Here is a 17121-nt window from a genome sequence, read left to right as displayed (position 1 = left end):
CGTCATCGCGCTGTTCTCCTTCAGCCTCCGAACGCCGGCGCGACCAGCCGGCGTCGGGCGCGAATCCTGCTACTCGATAGACCTACTACGTCGACTCGAACTAGGAGAAAAGATGACCCTGCTCATATATCTGGTTGGCTGGATCATTCTGATCGGCGGCGTGTCCTGGGGATTGATGGCCATGCACGTCGCTCAACATACGATTGCCATCGTGGCGGTCATTCTGCTCGGCGTCGCGGTCATTACCGGCGCAACGCGGGCGCGCAACCGCGACCGTTCGTAGCGTCAGCAACCGGTCGCCGGCGGGGAACCGGACCGTCCCACCTCAATTCGAAGCCGGTTCCCCCTGCGTTGCCGGCATCTGCGCCGTGCGCGCCGCAGCGGCGTCATCCGTGCCGTGCCGAATCGCATAGATCTCCCGATTTCGCGCCACCTCGGTGGCCGACGGCGGATAGTCGTTTTTGCTTGACGGCACCAAACCTTCAGCCTGTGCCTGCTGCAACTGCGCCATCACATCGGCGCGCGTCAGCCCAGATGGACTCGTTTGCGCAAAGGCATTCGCGCCGAACACCAGGCTAAGTGCGGTGACGGCAACAGCGGTAAGCAATTTCATGATGTCTCTCCGGGTTAGGGGCAAGCAATGCGTGGCCTGAACCACGCTTGCCATTCTTGTCATTTCCCCTGTCGAAGCACTGACCTCCCGATTACCGTTTTGTTATCTACGCGCGCCTGAAGACGCGCGACGCCACGTCCCGGCGCATTCGCATCAGCGCCTACATAACAGAACGGTAATCTAGCCGACGGCAGCCCGTCAGCGCCGCCACGCCACACTCCTGAATCACGAAGCCCGCGTCACGCGCCCCCCGCAGCACTGCATCGACGCGTGCCTCCATCGGCCTTTTTTCAGGAATCCGTCATGTGGATAGTCAGGCTCGCGCTGCGCCGCCCTTATACCTTCGTGGTCCTCGCCGTGCTGATCTTTATCGTCGGCCCGCTGGCGATACTGCGCACGCCAACCGATATCTTTCCGAACATCGATATTCCGGTGGTCAGCATCGTCTGGAGCTTTAACGGTTTCTCCGCCCAGGACATGGCGAACCGCATCACGTCGAACTACGAGCGCGCGCTCACCTCGGACGTCGACGATATCGAGCACATCGAGTCGCAATCGCTGAACGGCGTCTCCGTGGTGAAGATCTTTTTTCATCCGGGCGCGGACATCAATCGTGCGATTGCCGAGGCGGCTTCCAATTCGGCGTCGATCCTGCGCGTGCTGCCGCCGGGCACATTGCCGCCGAACATCATCACGTATAACGCGTCGACGGTGCCGATCCTGCAACTCGGCCTGTCCAGCAACACGCTCTCCGAACAGCAACTCTACGATCTCGGCAATAGCCAGATCCGCACGCAACTGGCGACGGTGCAAGGCGCGTCGGTGCCGTTGCCGTTCGGCGGCAAGGTGCGGCAGATCATGGTGGATATCGATCCGCGCGCGCTGCAGGCCAAGGGACTCGCGCCGCTCGACGTGGTCAACGCGGTCAACGCGCAGAACCTGATCCTGCCGGGCGGCACGGCGAAGATCGGCACGAAGGAATACAACGTGCAGATGAACGGCAGCACCGACACGGTGGCCGCGCTCAACGATCTGCCGATCAAGACGGTCGCCGGCGGCGTGGTGTACGTGCGCGACGTCGCCCACGTGCGCGACGGCTACGCGCCGCAAACCAACATCGTGCGCAGCGACGGCAAACGCGCGGCGCTCCTGACCATCGAAAAATCCGGCAGCACCTCGACCCTCACGATCATCCAGCAGGTCAAGGCAATGCTGCCGCATATCGCCGCCGGCCTGCCGAGCGCGCTGCACATCACCGCGCTGTCCGATCAATCCGTGTTCGTGAAGTCGGCCGTGGTGGGCGTGGCGCGCGAGGCGCTGATCGCCGCCGCCCTCACCGCCTTGATGATCCTGCTCTTTCTCGGCAGTTGGCGCGCCACGCTGATCATCGCGGTATCGATTCCGCTCGCCGTGCTGACCTCGCTGATCGCGCTGTCCGCGCTCGGCCAGACCATCAACATCATGACGCTCGGCGGCCTTGCGCTCGCCGTGGGGATTCTCGTCGACGACGCCACGGTCGCCATCGAAAACATCACGCATCATCTGGAGAACGGCGAGCCGTTGCACGACGCGATCCTGAACGGCTCCGGCGAAATCGCCGTGCCGACTTTCGTCTCGACGCTGTCGATCTGCATCGTATTCGTGCCGATGTTCCTGCTCTCCGGCGTGGCCCGCTATCTGTTCGTGCCGCTCGCCGAAGCGGTGGTTTTCGCGATGATCGCGTCGTACTTTTTCTCGCGCACGCTGGTGCCGACCCTCGCGATGTATCTGATGCGCGCGCGCAGCAACGCGCCGGTCACCGGCAACGGTCCGATTGCGTGCCTGATCCGCTTTCAGACCGGCTTCGAGAAGCGCTTCGAGCGGCTGCGTGAACGCTATCGCGGCGTGCTAGGCGCGGCGATAGCGAGTCCGCGCCGCTTCATCGCGATTTTTCTGCTGCTTTGCATCGGCTCGCTTGCGCTGGTGCCGTTCACCGGGCGCGACTTTTTCCCGGCGGTGGATACCGGCGAAATCCGCCTGCATCTGCGCGCGCCGACCGGCACGCGGATCGAGGACACCGCGAGCATTACCGACCAGGTCGAAGCCCGCGTGCGCGACGTGATCCCGAAGCAGGAACTATCGGCGATGCTGGACAACATCGGCGTGCCGGTGAGCGGCATCAATCTGACTTACGACTCGTCGGACCCGATCGGCTCCGAAGATGCCGACGTGATGATCACGCTCGCGCCGAAACACAAGCCGACCGCGCAATACGTGGCGACGCTGCGCACCACGCTGACGAAAGACTTCCCCGGCGTCACGTTTGCCTTCCTGCCGGCCGACATCGTCAGCCAGATTCTCAACTTCGGCCTGCCCGCGCCGATCGACATCCAGATCGTCGGCAACAAGCTCGATGCCAACCGCGTGGTGGCGAACCGCCTGCTCGCGCAACTGCGCGGTGTGCGCGGCCTCGTCGATGCGCGCATTCAACAGCCCGGCGACGCGCCCGCGATCAACGTCAATGTCGACCGCACCCGGGCGATTCAGGCCGGCCTTCTGCAACGCGACGTGTCGCAGAATCTGCTGATCGCGCTCTCCGGCAGCTCGCAGACTTCGCCGAATTTCTGGCTCGATCCGCGCAACGGCGTGAGCTATCCGCTGATGGCGATGATGCCGCAGTACGACGTCAACTCGCTGCAGGCGCTCGCCAATATTCCGGTCGCGCAGAGCGGCGGCAGCTCCGGCGCGACGACGGCAGCGGCCTCGGCCTCGGCGGCCGGCGCCGGTCCCGCGCCGCAGAACCTGCTCGGCGCGTTGAGCACGCTGACACGCGGCACGCAGCAAGCCGTCGTCTCGCACTACAACGTGCAGCCGGTGCTCGATATCTTCGCGTCGGCGCAAGGGCGCGATCTCGGCGGCGTGGCGGCGGACGTGAACCGGCTCGTCGATCAGATCCGGCCGCAATTGCCGCCGGGCGCGTCCATCGTCGTACGCGGCCAGGTGCAGGCCATGCACGATTCGTTCAGCGGCCTCGCGAGCGGCCTCGTGTTCGCCATCGGCCTCGTCTATCTGCTGATGGTGGTCAATTTCCAGTCGTGGCTCGACCCGTTCATCATCATCAGCGGCTTGCCGGGCTCGCTCGCGGGCATCGCGTGGATGCTGTTCAGCACCGGCACCCGCCTGAGCGTGCCGGCGCTCACCGGCACCATTCTGTGCATCGGCATTGCCACGGCCAACAGCATTCTCGTCATCAACACCGCGCGCGAATTCCACCACGGCGGCCAGCCGCCGCTCGCGGCCGCGCTCGAAGCCGGCTTCAGCCGCTTCCGTCCGGTGCTGATGACGGCGCTCGCCATGCTGATCGGCATGCTGCCGATGGCGCTCGGCCTCGGCGACGGCGGCGAACAGAACGCGCCGCTCGGCCGCGCCGTGATCGGCGGCCTCGCGCTCGGCACGGTGTCGACCTTGCTGTTCGTCCCCGTCGTCTACGGGATGGTGCATGCGTGGCTCGACAAACGCCGCGCGGCTCGCAGCGAAAAACACGAATCCGCCGTCCCGGCCCGCACTCTTTGATTTCGACGAGACCTATCCCATGAACGATTCATCACTTCCGCCGGAGTCGGGTAAGCAGGCAACCACGGGCGTGGCAACCGCCGGCACCGCTCACACCGCTGGCGCTGCGCAAGCCGGCGCGGCCGCTCAGCCTGCAAGCGGCAACGAAAGCATGCACGCCGCCGACCCCACGTCCCACCGCGACCCCACCGTCAAACCGCGCCGCCGTCTCTGGCCGTTCGCGCTGAGCGGTCTTGCAGTGGCCTTGCTGATCGTCGGCATCGTGCCGCGTCTGCATGCAAGCGCCGCGCTCACGCAGCAAACACGGGCGCAAAGCATGCTCAGCGTGTCGGTGGTCGCACCGCGCGCCGCGCCGGCCGTCAACGAACTGCTGCTGCCGGGCGCCGTCACGCCATTTGCCGAAGCCTCGATCTACGCGCGCACGAGCGGCTACCTCGCGCACTGGAACACCGACATCGGCGCGCAGGTGAAAAGCGGCCAGACCCTCGCGACGATCGAAGCCCCGGATCTGGACGCGCAACTGCGCCAGGCCCGCGCCGACGAAGCCACCGCGCAGGCTAATTTCGACTTCGCGAAGACCACCGCGCAGCGCTGGCAGGAGATGTTGAAGACTCAATCGGTCGCGCAACAGGACACGGACATGAAGGTCAGCGACATGCAAGCGCGCCGCGCGATGCTGGCGTCGGCGCAGGCCAATGTCGCGCATCTCGCCGAGCTGGTTTCGTACGAGAAGATCACCGCGCCGTTCGACGGCGTGATCACCGCGCGCAACGTCGACGTCGGCGCGCTGGTGACGGCGGGCGGCACGCCCGGCACCGCGGGCATGTCGGGCGAACTGTTCCATATCCAGCAGAACGGCGTGCTGCGCGTGTTCGTCGACGTGCCGCAGAACGACGCGCCGTACGTCACGCCGGCCACCGGCGCGTATCTGACCGCCCAGCAGTATCCGGGCCGTCGCATCGCGGCGAAGGTGGCGCGCAGCACCGGCTCGATCGATCCGACGAGCCGCACGCTGCGCGTCGAGGTCGACGTCGACAACAAGGACGGCGCGCTGATGCCCGGCGCTTACACGCAGGTGCATCTGCAGTTGCAATCGACCACACCGGCGCTCGATCTGCCCGTCAGCGCCCTGCTGTTCCGGCCGGACGGCGTGACGGTCGCCGTGGTCGACAGCAACGGGCGGGCGCTGCTCAAGACCGTGCACATCGGCCGCGATTTCGGCACGCACGTGGAAATCACGACGGGACTCGCCGCCACCGATCGCGTGATCGACAACCCCGGCGATTCGCTCGCCACCGGCCAGATGGTGCAGATCATGCCGGCCATGCACAGCTGAGTGCCTCGTCACGTCACAGAAAGGATTTGCCGATGTTTTCCCTGTCTCTTTCAAGGCCGCTGCCGCGCCGCGCGCTGGCGGCCACGCTGATCGGCGCGCTGCTCAGCGCGTGCTCGACCTTGCCGCCCTACCAGCGCCCGAGCGCCGACATTCCGGCGCACTACGCGGGCGCCGTGCATACGGGCGCCGTGCATACGGGCGCCGCACCCGGCTGGGCGCAGGCCGCGCCGGCCGACGCCGCACCGCGCGGCCCCTGGTGGACGCTCTTCAACGATCCCGTGCTGAACCAGCTCGAGGCGCGCATCGACGTGTCGAACCAGACCGTGCGCAAGGCCGTCGCGCAGGTTCAGCAGGCGCGCTCGATGGTGGACTATCAGCGTGCCGGATTCTTCCCGACCATCACCGCCGGTGTCGCGCAGGAGCGCTTCCGGACCTCGCAGAACGTCGAAGGGCGATCGCTCGCGGGCAAGACCGTGCCGGACTATTCGGCGGGCGTGGCCGCGAGTTGGGAGCCGGATCTGTTCGGACGGGTACGCGACAGCGTCAACGGCGCGCAGGCCGACGCGCAGGCGAGCGAAGCGGACCTCGAAGGCGTGCGCCTGTCGATGAGCGCCGATCTGGCCATCGACTATTTCTCACTACGCTCGCTCGATACGCAGAAGAAGCTGCTCGACGACAGCGTGAGCGCCTACGCCGCCGCGTTGAAGCTGTTGCAGCAGCAGCTGAAAGACGGCGCGATCGACGCCTCCGCCGTCGCCCAGGCCACGACGCAGCTCGAAGCGACGCGCACACAAGACACCGACATCGACGTGACGCGCGCGCAGATGCAGCACGCGATCGCCACGCTGATCGGCGAGCCGGCATCGACCTTTACGCTGCCGCCGAACGGTTCGGCCGCGACGCCACCCGCGATTCCACCTGGTGTGCCGTCGCAACTGCTGGAACGGCGTCCCGATATCGCCGCCGCCGAACGGCGCGTGGCGTCCGCGAATGCGCAGATCGGCGTGGCGCATGCGGCGTTTTTTCCGGATCTCGTGCTGTCCGCGAGCGCCGGTCTCGAAAGCACGTTTTTCGCGCCGTGGCTGAGCGCGCCGAGTCTGTTCTGGTCGCTCGGTCCGCAACTGGCCGGCACGCTGTTCGACGGCGGCAAGCGCAAGGCCAGCCTGCACGGCGCCACGGCGCAATACGACGGCGCGGTCGCGGACTATCGTCAGTCGGTGCTGGTGGCGTTCCAGCAGGTCGAGGACAACCTGTCCGCCTTGCATGCGCTCACCGACGAAGCCGCCAGCCAGCAGCGCGCCACCACGGCCGCGGACCTGTCGCTGCGGCTCACGACGAACCGCTTCAACGCGGGCGCGGTCAGCTATCTCGACGTGGTGACCGCGCAGACGATTGCGCTGACGAACCAGCGCATTGCGGATCAGATTGCCGAGCGGCAGTTGGAGTCGAGTGTGTTGTTGCTGAAGGCGTTAGGCGGGACGTGGGGTGGCGAAAGCCAGAGCGCGGCGGGGACTGTGTAACCCGTTGTACGCCCTCACCTGGCGCGCGGAAACCTCAGCACGAACCGCGTACTGCGCGCATCGCTCTCCGCATGCACCGAGCCGCCGTGCAGTTCCATGATGGTGCGCACGATGGCAAGTCCAAGCCCCGTCGACCCCGTGGACCCTTGCGACAACCCCGCCGACGGCAGCGAACTGCGCGACGGATCGACCCGATAGAAGCGGTCGAAAATCCGTTCGAGATGCTCGGCGGGAATCGGCTGTCCCTGGTTCTCCACGGTCACGCGCACCGCGTCGGCCGACGCGCTCGCGGCCAGCACGATCTCGCCGCCCTGCGGCGTATAGCGAATGGCGTTGGCGAGCAGATTGCTCACGGCGCGGCGGAACAGTTCGAGATCCGCCGTCACGCTGGCCGCGCCGTTCACGCGCACGCGCACATTCGCCTCTTCGGCAATGCCTTCGAAGTAGTCGGCGATATGCGTCAACTCCTGCCCCGCGTCGAATTCGCGCAGTTGTTTGACGAACTGCGGATGCTCGGCGCGCGCCAGGAACAGCACGCTCTCGATCATTCGCGAGAGCCGGTCGCACTCTTCCAGATTCGAGGCGAGTAGCGACTCGTATTCATCGACGGAGCGCGGCCGGGCGAGCGCGACTTCAGCGGCGCCGCGCATGTTGCTGAGCGGCGTGCGCATGTCGTGCGCGAGGTCGGCGGTGAAACGCGACAGACGCTGAAAACCATGCTCGACGCGCTCGAGCATCGCGTTCAGCGAGGCCACCAGCGTCTCGAGTTCTCTCGGCACGCGCGCCACCGCGATCCGCGTATCGAGGCGATTCACCGTGACGAGGCTCGCGCTCGCCGCGATATCGCGCAACGGCCGCAGCGCCGCACGAATCAGCAGGTAGCCGAGCAGCATGGCCAGCGCCACGCCCGCCACGCCCGCCATGTTGAGCTTGTCGCGGTAACGGTCCAGCAGGAGCCAGCGGTCGCTCATGTTGCGCGCCACCAGCACGCTCGCCGTGTCGCCGTTACGCAGCCGCGCGTCCGTGAGAATGCCGCGGATCGGCGCGCCGCCGCGGCCGGTCCAGTCGCCGATATCCGTCTCGGTGATGCGCGCCGTCGCGGCAACCCGCGCGAGCGGCGGCAATGCCGCAATGGTCGCGGCGCCGCTTGCCGCATCCGGCACGGCGAGCGCGCCGGCGATGTTGTGTTCGATCGCCCGCGTGCCGTCGGGATCGAACACTTCCATCGACATGGCTTCGTTGCCGAGCACGATGCTGGTCAAGCGCTCGCTGTGCTCGCGAATGCCCTGCGCGGAATCCAGTTCTTCGGCGAGCCGCCGCGCGTGGCGCGCGGCGAGCACGATGTCGAGATTGTCCTGCGCCTTGATCTGCTTTTCGAGCGCGACATACAGAAAGCTGCCGACGAGCACGAAAACCGCCAGCGTCGTCGCGCCGAACGCCAGCGCAAGCGCCGCGGCAAGCGAACGGCCGCGCATCAAGCGATGTCCTTCAGTTCGAGCACATAGCCCACGCCGCGCACGGTGTGGATCAGCTTGACGGGAAAGTTGTCGTCGATCTTGGTGCGCAGGCGGCGGATCGCCACTTCGACCACATTGGTGTCGCTGTCGAAATTCATGTCCCACACATACGACGCGATCTGCGTGCGGCTCAGTACTTCACCCTGACGGCGCGCGAGCAGTTGCAGCAGCGAGAATTCGCGCGGCGTGAGATCGATGCGCATGCCGCCACGCTTTACGCGCCGGCGGTTCACATCCATTTCCAGATCGCCCACCTTGATCAGTTCGCTTTCGCGTGGCGGGCCGCGGCGCGCCAACGTGCGCACGCGCGCCAGCAATTCGACGAAGGCAAAGGGTTTGACGAGGTAATCGTCCGCGCCGAGTTCGAGGCCGCGCACGCGGTCGTCGACGTCGTCGCGCGCGGTGAGGAACAGCACGGGCGTGGTGCGCGTGGCGCGCAAGGTCTTGACGATGGTCCAGCCGTCCATGCCGGGCAGCATCACGTCGAGCACGATCACGTCGTACTCTTCTTCCTGGGCGAGGATCAGCCCTTGCGGGCCGTCGTTCGCCACGTCGACCGCATAGCCGGATTCTTCCAGGCCTTTCTTGAGGTAGGCCGCTGTTTTCAGCTCGTCCTCGATCACCAGGATTCGCATCGGTTGCTCCGCGTGGGCGTTGACGGTGAAATCATACCGTCAAGCACTCCGGCGGGTGATTACGATCCGGTAATGTTCACGCGCTCACCCCGGATGCGCGCCGGCCGTTTGCGACGAACCCTGCATGGTCGGCGCCAGAGCCCAGCCTGTTTCCCCGCATGCGGCGCCGCAGCACCGGCATACCGTAGTTTCTTCACCCGGCCGAACAGGCCGCGCACCGCCCGCTGCAACGCGGTGTAACGGCGGTACCGCCGCGAGGGTTGCAACCTATTCGACGTTGTCCGCGACATCGGTCATACGGATCATGTGCGGTTTGACGACGTCGTCCTCGTCGTCATGGGTGTCCGTGGGCGGATGGATCAAGGCCTCGAGCCGCGCCTTGGTCGCCAGAAACTCGGGCGACGTGACCTGCGAATAATCGCGCGGCCGCGACACCGGCACTTCGATCAGCTCCTGCACCTCGCCGGGATTCGCCTTCAGGACCAGGATACGGTCGGCGAGAAAAATCGCCTCGTCCAGATCGTGCGTGATGAACAGCACGGTCACGTCGATGTTGCGCCAGATATCGAGCAGGTGCGTCTGCATCTTCGCGCGCGTTTGCGCGTCGAGCGCGCCGAAGGGTTCGTCCATCAGCAGAATGCGCGGCCGGTTGGCGAGCGCGCGGGCAATCGCCACGCGCTGCTTCATGCCGCCCGACAACTGATGCGGATAGGCATTGGCGAATTTCGTCAGGCCGACCAGATCGAGCCATTGCAGCGCTTCGCGTTCCGCATGCAGGGTGCTGTGGCCGTTCATCTTCAGACCGAACATGACGTTCTTCTTGACCGTCAGCCACGGAAACAGCGTGTAGCCCTGAAACACCATGCCGCGGTCGGCACCCGGCCCCTGCACGGGCTTGTCGTCGAGCAGCACGCTGCCGCTCGTCTGCCGCTCCAGCCCGGCGAGAATGCGGATCAGCGTGGACTTGCCGCAGCCCGACGGTCCGATCACGCAGACGAACTCGCGCCGGTGCGTCTTGAAGCTGATGCCGTCGAGCGCCGTGCACTCGCCTTGAGGCGTCTCGAAGCGCTTGCCGAGATCGCGCACCTCCAGAATCACCTCGCGCGATTTCAGGCGGTCGAAACGCTCGCGTACCGCTTCGGACTGGATCAGGTACGACGGAATCGGTTGCGGATTTAACATGATGGAATCCTTTGAATGCGGTGCTGTGCTTGCGATAGGCCGTGTCACGAAGCCGTCCACTACGCCTTGAGCGTACGGTCCCACGGGAACAGCTTGCGGCCGAGCAAGGCCAGCACGAGATCGGTGCCGAGCCCGATGATGCCGATCATCATGATCGCCGCGTAGACGTTGTCGAAGTGCTCGTAGCGCGCCTGCTGCGTGATGTACCAGGTGATGCCGGAACTGGTGCCGACCAGTTCCGCCACGATCAGGTAGGTCCACGCCCAGCCGAGCAGAATGCGCTGGTCGCGGTACAGGTCGGGCAGAATGCCGGGAATCACCACATGGGTGAGCAGCTTGAGCTTCTTCGTGCCGAGCGTCATGGCGGCTTCGAACAGGCCGTACTCGAGCTTGCGGGTAGTGTTGGCCACGATCAGCACCTGCTGGAACAACGTGCCGATCACGATGATCGCGATCTTCGGGCCGTCGTAAATGCCGAGGATCGCCACCATCAAGGCGCCGAACGCGGGCGCCGGCAAGTAGCGGAAGAACTCGAAGAACGGCTCCTGCAGGCGGGCGATCGCGCTGTACGTGCCGCACACGATGCCGATCGGCACGCCGATCACCGACGACAGCACGAAGCCCCAGAAAATCACCTGAATGCTGTGCCACAGGCTCTGATGCAGCCACACGCCATCGCGCGATGCGGGCGGCGTGGTAAACGCGGTGTAGAACGCGCGCAGCACTTCATGCGGCGCGGGCAGATACACCGGGTTGACCGGCTCGCCTGCCGGCAACGCCGTATGGGCCTCGCGCGCGTGGGCGAGTTCGTCGGCGAACACCTCCTTGTCGACGCGCATGCCCGGCTGGAAATAGTCGACGCTGCCCGGGCTGTCGATCAGCACCTGCGGATGCCAGATGATCGGCACGTAGCTGACCAGACACCAGACGAGAAGCGGCAGCAGGAACGAGCCCGCCCCCAGCAGCCATTTGCCGCGCACGGAGAGTTCGCGGCGCACCGCGAACCATTCGGTTCTGTCAATGACGGCCATGTGATTCTCCGGGGCGGACTGCGGTTGCGTCGTGGGCTGACGTCGGGACCGCGGCCCTTTCGTCGATTTTGTCGATTTTGTCGATTTCGTCGCTCTCGTTGCTTTCGTCGAGCCACGCACGCGCCAGATCGAGCAGCATGGCGTCCTCGTGCGCGCGCGCGACGAAGGTCACGCCGAACGGCAGGCCCGCGTGTTTGCCGACCGTGCAGACGCCGGCCGGCACCGCCAGCGCGGACAGGTCGAGCAGGTTGACGAAGTTCGTGTAGTAGCCGAAGCGCGAATTCACGCGGATCGGGTCCGCTTCCAGTTCCTCGACGGTGGCGGTCGTCGCCGAGGTCGGCGTGACGATGGCGTCGATCCGCTGCCAGACGTCGGCGGCCTGCATGCGCAGGAACGCGAGGCGGTCGAAGGCGGCGAACGCATCGGCCGCGCTCCAGCGCGCCGCGCCGCCGATAATCTCGCGGATCACCGGATGCAGCGCGTCGGGCTGCGTGTCGACGAACTCGCGGATCGCCGCGAGCCGCTCCGCCACCCACGGCCCTTCGTAGAGCAGCCGCGCGGTGGCGAGGAACGGCTCGAAGTCGATTTCGATCAGTTCGGCGCCGGCCGCACGCAAGCACGTCAGCGCGGCGTCGAAAGCGTGCGCGTACGAGGCGTCGCCGAAAAATTCGAGCTGGCTCGCGCGCGGCACGCCGAAGCGCACACCGCGCAGCGACGCTTGCGTGGCAAGCGGTGCGGATGTCTGCGGCGGCTGGAATTCGCGCGCATAGGGGTCCTCCGCCGTCACGCCGCGCGCGGCGTCGAACACGCACTGCGCGTCGCTCGCCGAGCGCGCGAAGATCGACACGCAGTCGAGCGATTTGCACGCCGGCACCACGCCGAGCGTGCTCAACACGCCCTTGGTCGGCTTCAGCCCGATCAGGCCGTGAAATGCGGCGGGCACGCGTCCCGATCCGGCCGTGTCGGTGCCCAGCGAAAACGCCGCCAGCCCGAGCGCGACCGATACCGCCGAGCCGGAACTCGAACCGCCCGACGCGTAACGCCGATCGAGCGCGTTGCGGCACGCGCCGTGCGGCGAGCGCTGGCCGGACAAGCCGGTGGCGAACTGGTCGAGATTGGTCTTGCCGATCGGAATCGCGCCGGCGGCGATCAGGCGCGCGACCACCGCAGCGCTGGCCGTGGGCGTGTACGCATAGGCGGGACACGCGGCGGTGGTCGGAATCCCCGCCAGATCGATGTTGTCCTTGATGGCGAACGGCACGCCGTAGAGCGGCAGCGTGTCCATGTCACGGCCTTCGAGCGCATCGGCGTAATGCATCATCTCAGCGCGGCTCAACGGGCGGATCCACGCGTGATGCGGGTCGTCGCCCGAGGTGCGGGCCGCAATCGCGTCCACCAGTTGCGCGGGCGTGAGACTGCCGGCGCGGTAGCGCGCCCGCAGCCCGGCGATCGACATGGACGGGAGCAGATCGTCGTGTGATTTCATTTGCACATAGCCTCCTCGGCGGCGTCGGCTGCAATGCCGGCGCGCATCACCATCAAGCGTTGACCCGCGACGACCGCCGCGCCCTCCGCGCAGTCGATCGTTTCGATCACGCCGTCGCCGATCGCGGTGACGGAGATTTCCATCTTCATCGACTCGACGATCGCCACCACTTGCCCGTCGCTCACCCGTTCGCCTTGGCCGACCAGCAGCTTCCAGACGCTGCCCGACACGTCGGCGACGATGCCTTGCTGGCCGGCCGCAAGCGCGTTGTTCGCCGGGTTGCCGGCGGCGGCATCGCCATCCGTTTCGCCGACGTACTCGGCATGTCCCGCCGCGTTCCAGCGCTCGCGTTCCGCGTCGAAGGCGGCTTGCTGCGCGCCTTTGAAGGTTGCGATGGACTCGGCTTCGTCCTTCAGGAAGCGGTTGTACGCGCCGAGGTCGAACACGGACTCCTCGATCTTCAGGCTCGCGCGGCCCGCGATGAAATCCGTGCGCAGCTCCGCCAGTTCGGCCTCGCTGACTTCGTAAAAACGGATCTCATCGAAGAAGCGCAGCAGCCATGGCTTGCCCGCCTCGAACTCGCGCGTCGTGCGATAGCGGTTCCACATCTGCACGGTGCGGCCGACGAACTGATAGCCGCCCGGCCCTTCCATGCCGTACACGCACAGATACGCACCGCCGATGCCCACCGCGTTCTCCGGCGTCCAGGTGCGCGCCGGGTTGTATTTGGTGGTGACGAGCCGGTGGCGCGGATCGAGCGGCGTGGCGACCGGCGCGCCGAGATACACGTCGCCCAGACCCATGACCAGGTAGCGCGCGTCGAACACGATGCGCTTCACGTCGTCGATGCTATTGAGCCCGTTGATGCGGCGAATGAACTCGATATTGCTCGGGCACCACGGCGCGTCGGGACGCACCGATTGCATGTAGCGTTCGATCGCGATCCGCGTCGACGGGTCGTCCCAGGAGAGCGGCAGATGCACGATGCGGTTCGGCACGCGCATCGCATCCACCGCGGGCAGCTCGCGCTCGGCCTGCTGCAGATGCGCGAGCAACGCGTCATGCGAAAGCACGCGCGGGTCGAAATGCACCTGCAGCGAACGGATGCCCGGCGTCAGATCGACGATGCCCGGCAAGCGGTGCGCGTCGAGCCAGTTCATCAACGCATGCACGCGAAAGCGCAGGTTCAGGTCGAGCACGAGCGGACCGTATTCGATCAACACGTTCTGATCACCGGAGCGGCGATAGACCACGCCCGTGCCCTCGCCTGCGGCGGGATCGCGATAGAGGATGCAATCGTGGGCCGGCTCGCTCGTCTGCGTCACGCGTTCCGCCGCCAGGACCGGCACCCGTTCGAAGCGCACCGTATCGCCGGGGCGCAGTTGACCGAGCTTCCACAACTCCTCGCGCACCACGGTGACCGGACAGACAAAGCCGCCGAGGCTCGGGCCGTCAGGGCCGAGAATCACGGGCATGTCGCCGGTGAAATCCACCGCGCCGACCGCATACGCGTTGTCGTGAATATTCGACGGATGCAGCCCCGCCTCGCCGCCGTCCGTGCGCGCCCATTGCGGCTTCGGGCCGATCAGGCGCACACCTGTGCGGCTGGAGTTGTAGTGCACGGTCCAGCGCGTGCCGTAGAGCATCGCGATGTCGTCGGGCGTGAAGAAATCGGGCGCGCCGTGCGGGCCGTCGAGCACGCCGAGCGTCCAGTCGTGCGTCAGCACCGGCACCCGCGCCGGATCCAGTTGCGCGCCCGCTTCGCCGCAGCCCGCGCCGTCGGCGAGATGCAGCACGTCGCCCTTGCGCAGCGCGCGCCCCGCGTGGCCGCCGAACTGGCCGAGCGTGAAGGTCGCCTTGCTGCCCAGATAGTCCGGCACTTGCAGACCGCCCTTGAGCGCGAGACACGCGCGCATGCCCGCGCCCGTCACGCCGCCGAGCTTGAGCACCGAACCCGCCGGCGCGCGTGTGACCTGCCAGAGTACGACCGCTTCGCCGTCGAGCGTGGCGGCAAGCGGCGCGCCACCCAGCACGAAGAGCGTCGCGGTGTTAAAGCGCAGCGTGGCGCCCACCATCGCGCATTCGAGCCCCGCGGCGTCGGCGGGATTGCCGAGCAGTTCGTTGGCGAGGCGGAACGACAGATCGTCCATCGGACCCGACGGCGGCACGCCGATGTCCCAGTAGCCGGTGCGCCCCGGTGTCTGCTGCACCGTGGTCTGCACGCCGCCGTCGAGCACGTCGATCGTATGCGGCGCGAACATGAAGCGCGACAGGAACGCGGTGGTCTGCTCACCACGCGCAAACGTCGCCGAGCCGGCTATGGCGCGCAGATAGTCGAGATTCGTCTCGATACCGTAGAGCTGCGTTTGGTCGAGCGCGGCACGCAACGCGGCAAGCGCGGCCTCGCGCGTCTCGCCTTTGACGATCAGCTTCGCGAGCAACGGATCGTAGAACGCGCTGATTTCCGTGCCGGAATCGACCCAGGTGTCGACCCGCGCGTCGGCGGCGAACGCGACATGCGTCAGCACGCCCGCACTCGGTTGAAACTGCTTGTGCGGGTCTTCCGCATACAGGCGCACCTGGATGCTCGCGCCCTGCGGCGCCGGCGCCAGCGTGTCGAGCGGCGCGAGTTCACCTGCGGCTTCGCGAATCATCCACTCGACCAGATCGATACCCGTGACTTCCTCCGTCACGCAGTGCTCGACCTGCAATCGCGTGTTCACTTCGAGGAAATAGAAACGGCGCGTGTCGGCATCGAAAACGAACTCCACGGTGCCCGCGGATTTGTACTTCACCGCCTGGGCGAGCCGCACGGCGCTCGCATGCAGCGCGCTTCGTTCCGCGTCTGTGAGTCCAGGCGCGGGGGTCTCCTCGATCACCTTCTGGTTGCGCCTCTGTACCGAGCAATCGCGTTCGCCGAGCGATATCACGCCGCCACGGCCATCGCCGAAAATCTGCACTTCGACGTGGCGCGCGTTTTCCACGAACTTTTCGAGGTACACGCCCGCGTTGGCAAAGTTCGCCTCGCCGAGCCGCGCGACCGACGCAAACACGCTCTCCAGTTGCACCGCGTCGCGGCACAGCGACATGCCGATCCCGCCGCCGCCCGCGGTGCTTTTCAACATTACCGGATAACCGATCGACTCCGCCTCGCGCAACGCAGTGCCCACGTCGGGCAGGAGCGCGGTGCCGGGCAGCAAGGCGACGTCGTTGGCTCGCGCAAGTTCGCGCGCCGTGTGCTTCAGGCCGAATTCGCGCATCTGCGCGGGCGTTGGGCCGATGAAGCGAATCCCGACGTCGTCGCACGCTTGCGCGAAGGCCGCATTCTCGGACAGAAAACCGTAGCCGGGATGCACGGCGTCGGCGCCGCACGCGCGCGCCGCTTCGAGAATCGCCGCGCTGTTCAGATAGCTCTGTGCCGCGAGCGCCGGACCGATGCACACGGCTTCGTCGGCGAGCATCACATGCATGGCGTGGCGGTCGGCTTCGGAATACACCGCGACCGACGCGATGCCAAGCCGCTTGAGCGTGCGTATCACTCGACAGGCAATCTCGCCGCGATTGGCGATCAGGACTTTGCGGAAGCTCATTGGGCGTCCCATATCGTCAGTCGCACGGGCGTCGGGTTATAGCCGTTGCACGGATTGTTCAACTGCGGGCAGTTCGAAATCAGCACGGTGACATCCATCTCGGCGCGCATCTCGACGTATTTGCCCGGCGCGGAAATGCCGTCCTCGAAAGTCAGTTTGCCGAGCGGCGTCACCGGCACGTTCATGAAGAAGTTGATGTTGCTGACGATGTCGCGCTTGTTGAGCCGCGTCCCCACGCCGCATGTGCAATGCGTGATCGCATGCAGGAAGCTGTCGCGGCAGCTATGCATGTAGCGCTTGTCGAGCGTGTAGCGCACCGTGTTGCTTTCGGCCGCGCAAGCGCCGCCGAGCGTGTCGTGGCGGCCGCACGTGTCGGCCACGATGCTCAGCATCGGCTTGCCGAGGTTCGACACCAGTACGCTGCCGGCGGACAGATAAAGATTGCGTTGCGCGCGGATCGTGTCCTGCGCGCTATAGCGTTCGAGCGGATCGGCGCTGTTATAGAACAGCGTGTCGACCGCCTGATTGCCTTCCAGGTCGAGAATGCGGAACACCTGTCCGCGCTTGACTTCGTGCAGCCACGGTTCGCCGGAAGGCAGTGTGAGGTCGTAGACCGCATGACGGAGTTCGAGCTTACTTTCGATGATAGGCATCGCGGG

General features: G+C 66.2%; 12 protein-coding genes. 4 read left to right on the top strand and 8 right to left on the bottom strand.

Translation table 11 applies throughout. The features are described 5' to 3' along the window. Positions 1-112: 112 nt before the first annotated feature. Positions 113-283, top strand: coding sequence for a hypothetical protein (locus ACQKRQ_RS06555; RefSeq protein WP_165923918.1), 171 nt, complete (start codon positions 113-115; stop codon positions 281-283). A 42-nt stretch (positions 284-325) separates the two neighbouring features. Here the strand turns inward: ACQKRQ_RS06555 and ACQKRQ_RS06550 are convergent, their stop codons facing one another. Further along, complete coding sequence (locus tag ACQKRQ_RS06550; protein WP_132377209.1) at positions 326-613, bottom strand: DUF4148 domain-containing protein; 288 nt, start codon at positions 611-613, stop codon at positions 326-328. Positions 614-916: 303 nt separating this feature from the next. Between ACQKRQ_RS06550 and ACQKRQ_RS06545 the strand changes: the two genes are divergently transcribed. Genes ACQKRQ_RS06545 through ACQKRQ_RS06535 form a run of 3 tightly spaced genes read left to right on the top strand, consistent with a single transcriptional unit; the run spans position 917 to position 7021 of the window. Then, positions 917-4165 (top strand): efflux RND transporter permease subunit, encoded by a 3249-nt coding sequence (locus ACQKRQ_RS06545; protein WP_427475818.1) that lies wholly within the window; start codon positions 917-919, stop codon positions 4163-4165. A gap of 19 nt (positions 4166-4184) precedes the next feature. Continuing rightward, positions 4185-5501, top strand: a complete 1317-nt coding sequence (locus tag ACQKRQ_RS06540; RefSeq protein WP_427475816.1) for an efflux RND transporter periplasmic adaptor subunit — start codon at positions 4185-4187, stop codon at positions 5499-5501. Between the two features lie 32 nt (positions 5502-5533). Beyond that, entirely contained in the window at positions 5534-7021 is a 1488-nt protein-coding gene (locus ACQKRQ_RS06535; protein WP_427475814.1) for an efflux transporter outer membrane subunit, read from the top strand. Between the two features lie 14 nt (positions 7022-7035). Here ACQKRQ_RS06535 and ACQKRQ_RS06530 read toward each other — a convergent pair whose 3' ends face one another. The 7 genes from ACQKRQ_RS06530 to ACQKRQ_RS06500 all read right to left on the bottom strand — a co-directional run bounded on the left by ACQKRQ_RS06530 (position 7036) and on the right by ACQKRQ_RS06500 (position 17115). After that, positions 7036-8496: a heavy metal sensor histidine kinase gene (locus ACQKRQ_RS06530; protein ID WP_427475812.1), complete on the bottom strand. Its 1461-nt coding sequence runs from the start codon at positions 8494-8496 to the stop codon at positions 7036-7038. Further along, positions 8496-9173, bottom strand: a complete 678-nt coding sequence (locus tag ACQKRQ_RS06525; protein WP_132377213.1) for a heavy metal response regulator transcription factor — start codon at positions 9171-9173, stop codon at positions 8496-8498. Before ACQKRQ_RS06525 ends, ACQKRQ_RS06530 begins: the two co-directional genes overlap by 1 nt. A gap of 267 nt (positions 9174-9440) precedes the next feature. Beyond that, entirely contained in the window at positions 9441-10355 is a 915-nt protein-coding gene (locus tag ACQKRQ_RS06520; protein ID WP_342960411.1) for an ABC transporter ATP-binding protein, read from the bottom strand. Positions 10356-10414: 59 nt separating this feature from the next. Next, positions 10415-11386 (bottom strand): ABC transporter permease, encoded by a 972-nt coding sequence (locus ACQKRQ_RS06515; RefSeq protein ID WP_132377215.1) that lies wholly within the window; start codon positions 11384-11386, stop codon positions 10415-10417. Further along, entirely contained in the window at positions 11373-12872 is a 1500-nt protein-coding gene (gene atzF / locus ACQKRQ_RS06510) for an allophanate hydrolase (protein WP_427475809.1), read from the bottom strand. The genes ACQKRQ_RS06515 and atzF overlap by 14 nt, the downstream gene beginning before the upstream one ends. Then, the gene (gene uca, locus ACQKRQ_RS06505) at positions 12869-16462 is read right to left on the bottom strand and encodes an urea carboxylase (protein WP_427475807.1); all 3594 of its coding nucleotides are present in this window, start codon (positions 16460-16462) and stop codon (positions 12869-12871) included. Before uca ends, atzF begins: the two co-directional genes overlap by 4 nt. Continuing rightward, positions 16459-17115, bottom strand: coding sequence for an urea amidolyase associated protein UAAP2 (locus ACQKRQ_RS06500; protein WP_408285837.1), 657 nt, complete (start codon positions 17113-17115; stop codon positions 16459-16461). Before ACQKRQ_RS06500 ends, uca begins: the two co-directional genes overlap by 4 nt. Between the last annotated feature and the right edge of the window lie 6 nt (positions 17116-17121).

The organism is Paraburkholderia sp. NPDC080076 (assembly GCF_050281145.1).
GTDB lineage: Bacteria > Pseudomonadota > Gammaproteobacteria > Burkholderiales > Burkholderiaceae > Paraburkholderia.
The sequence above is the reverse complement of the archived record's forward strand: the minus strand, read 5'-3'. Positions and strand labels throughout refer to the sequence as shown.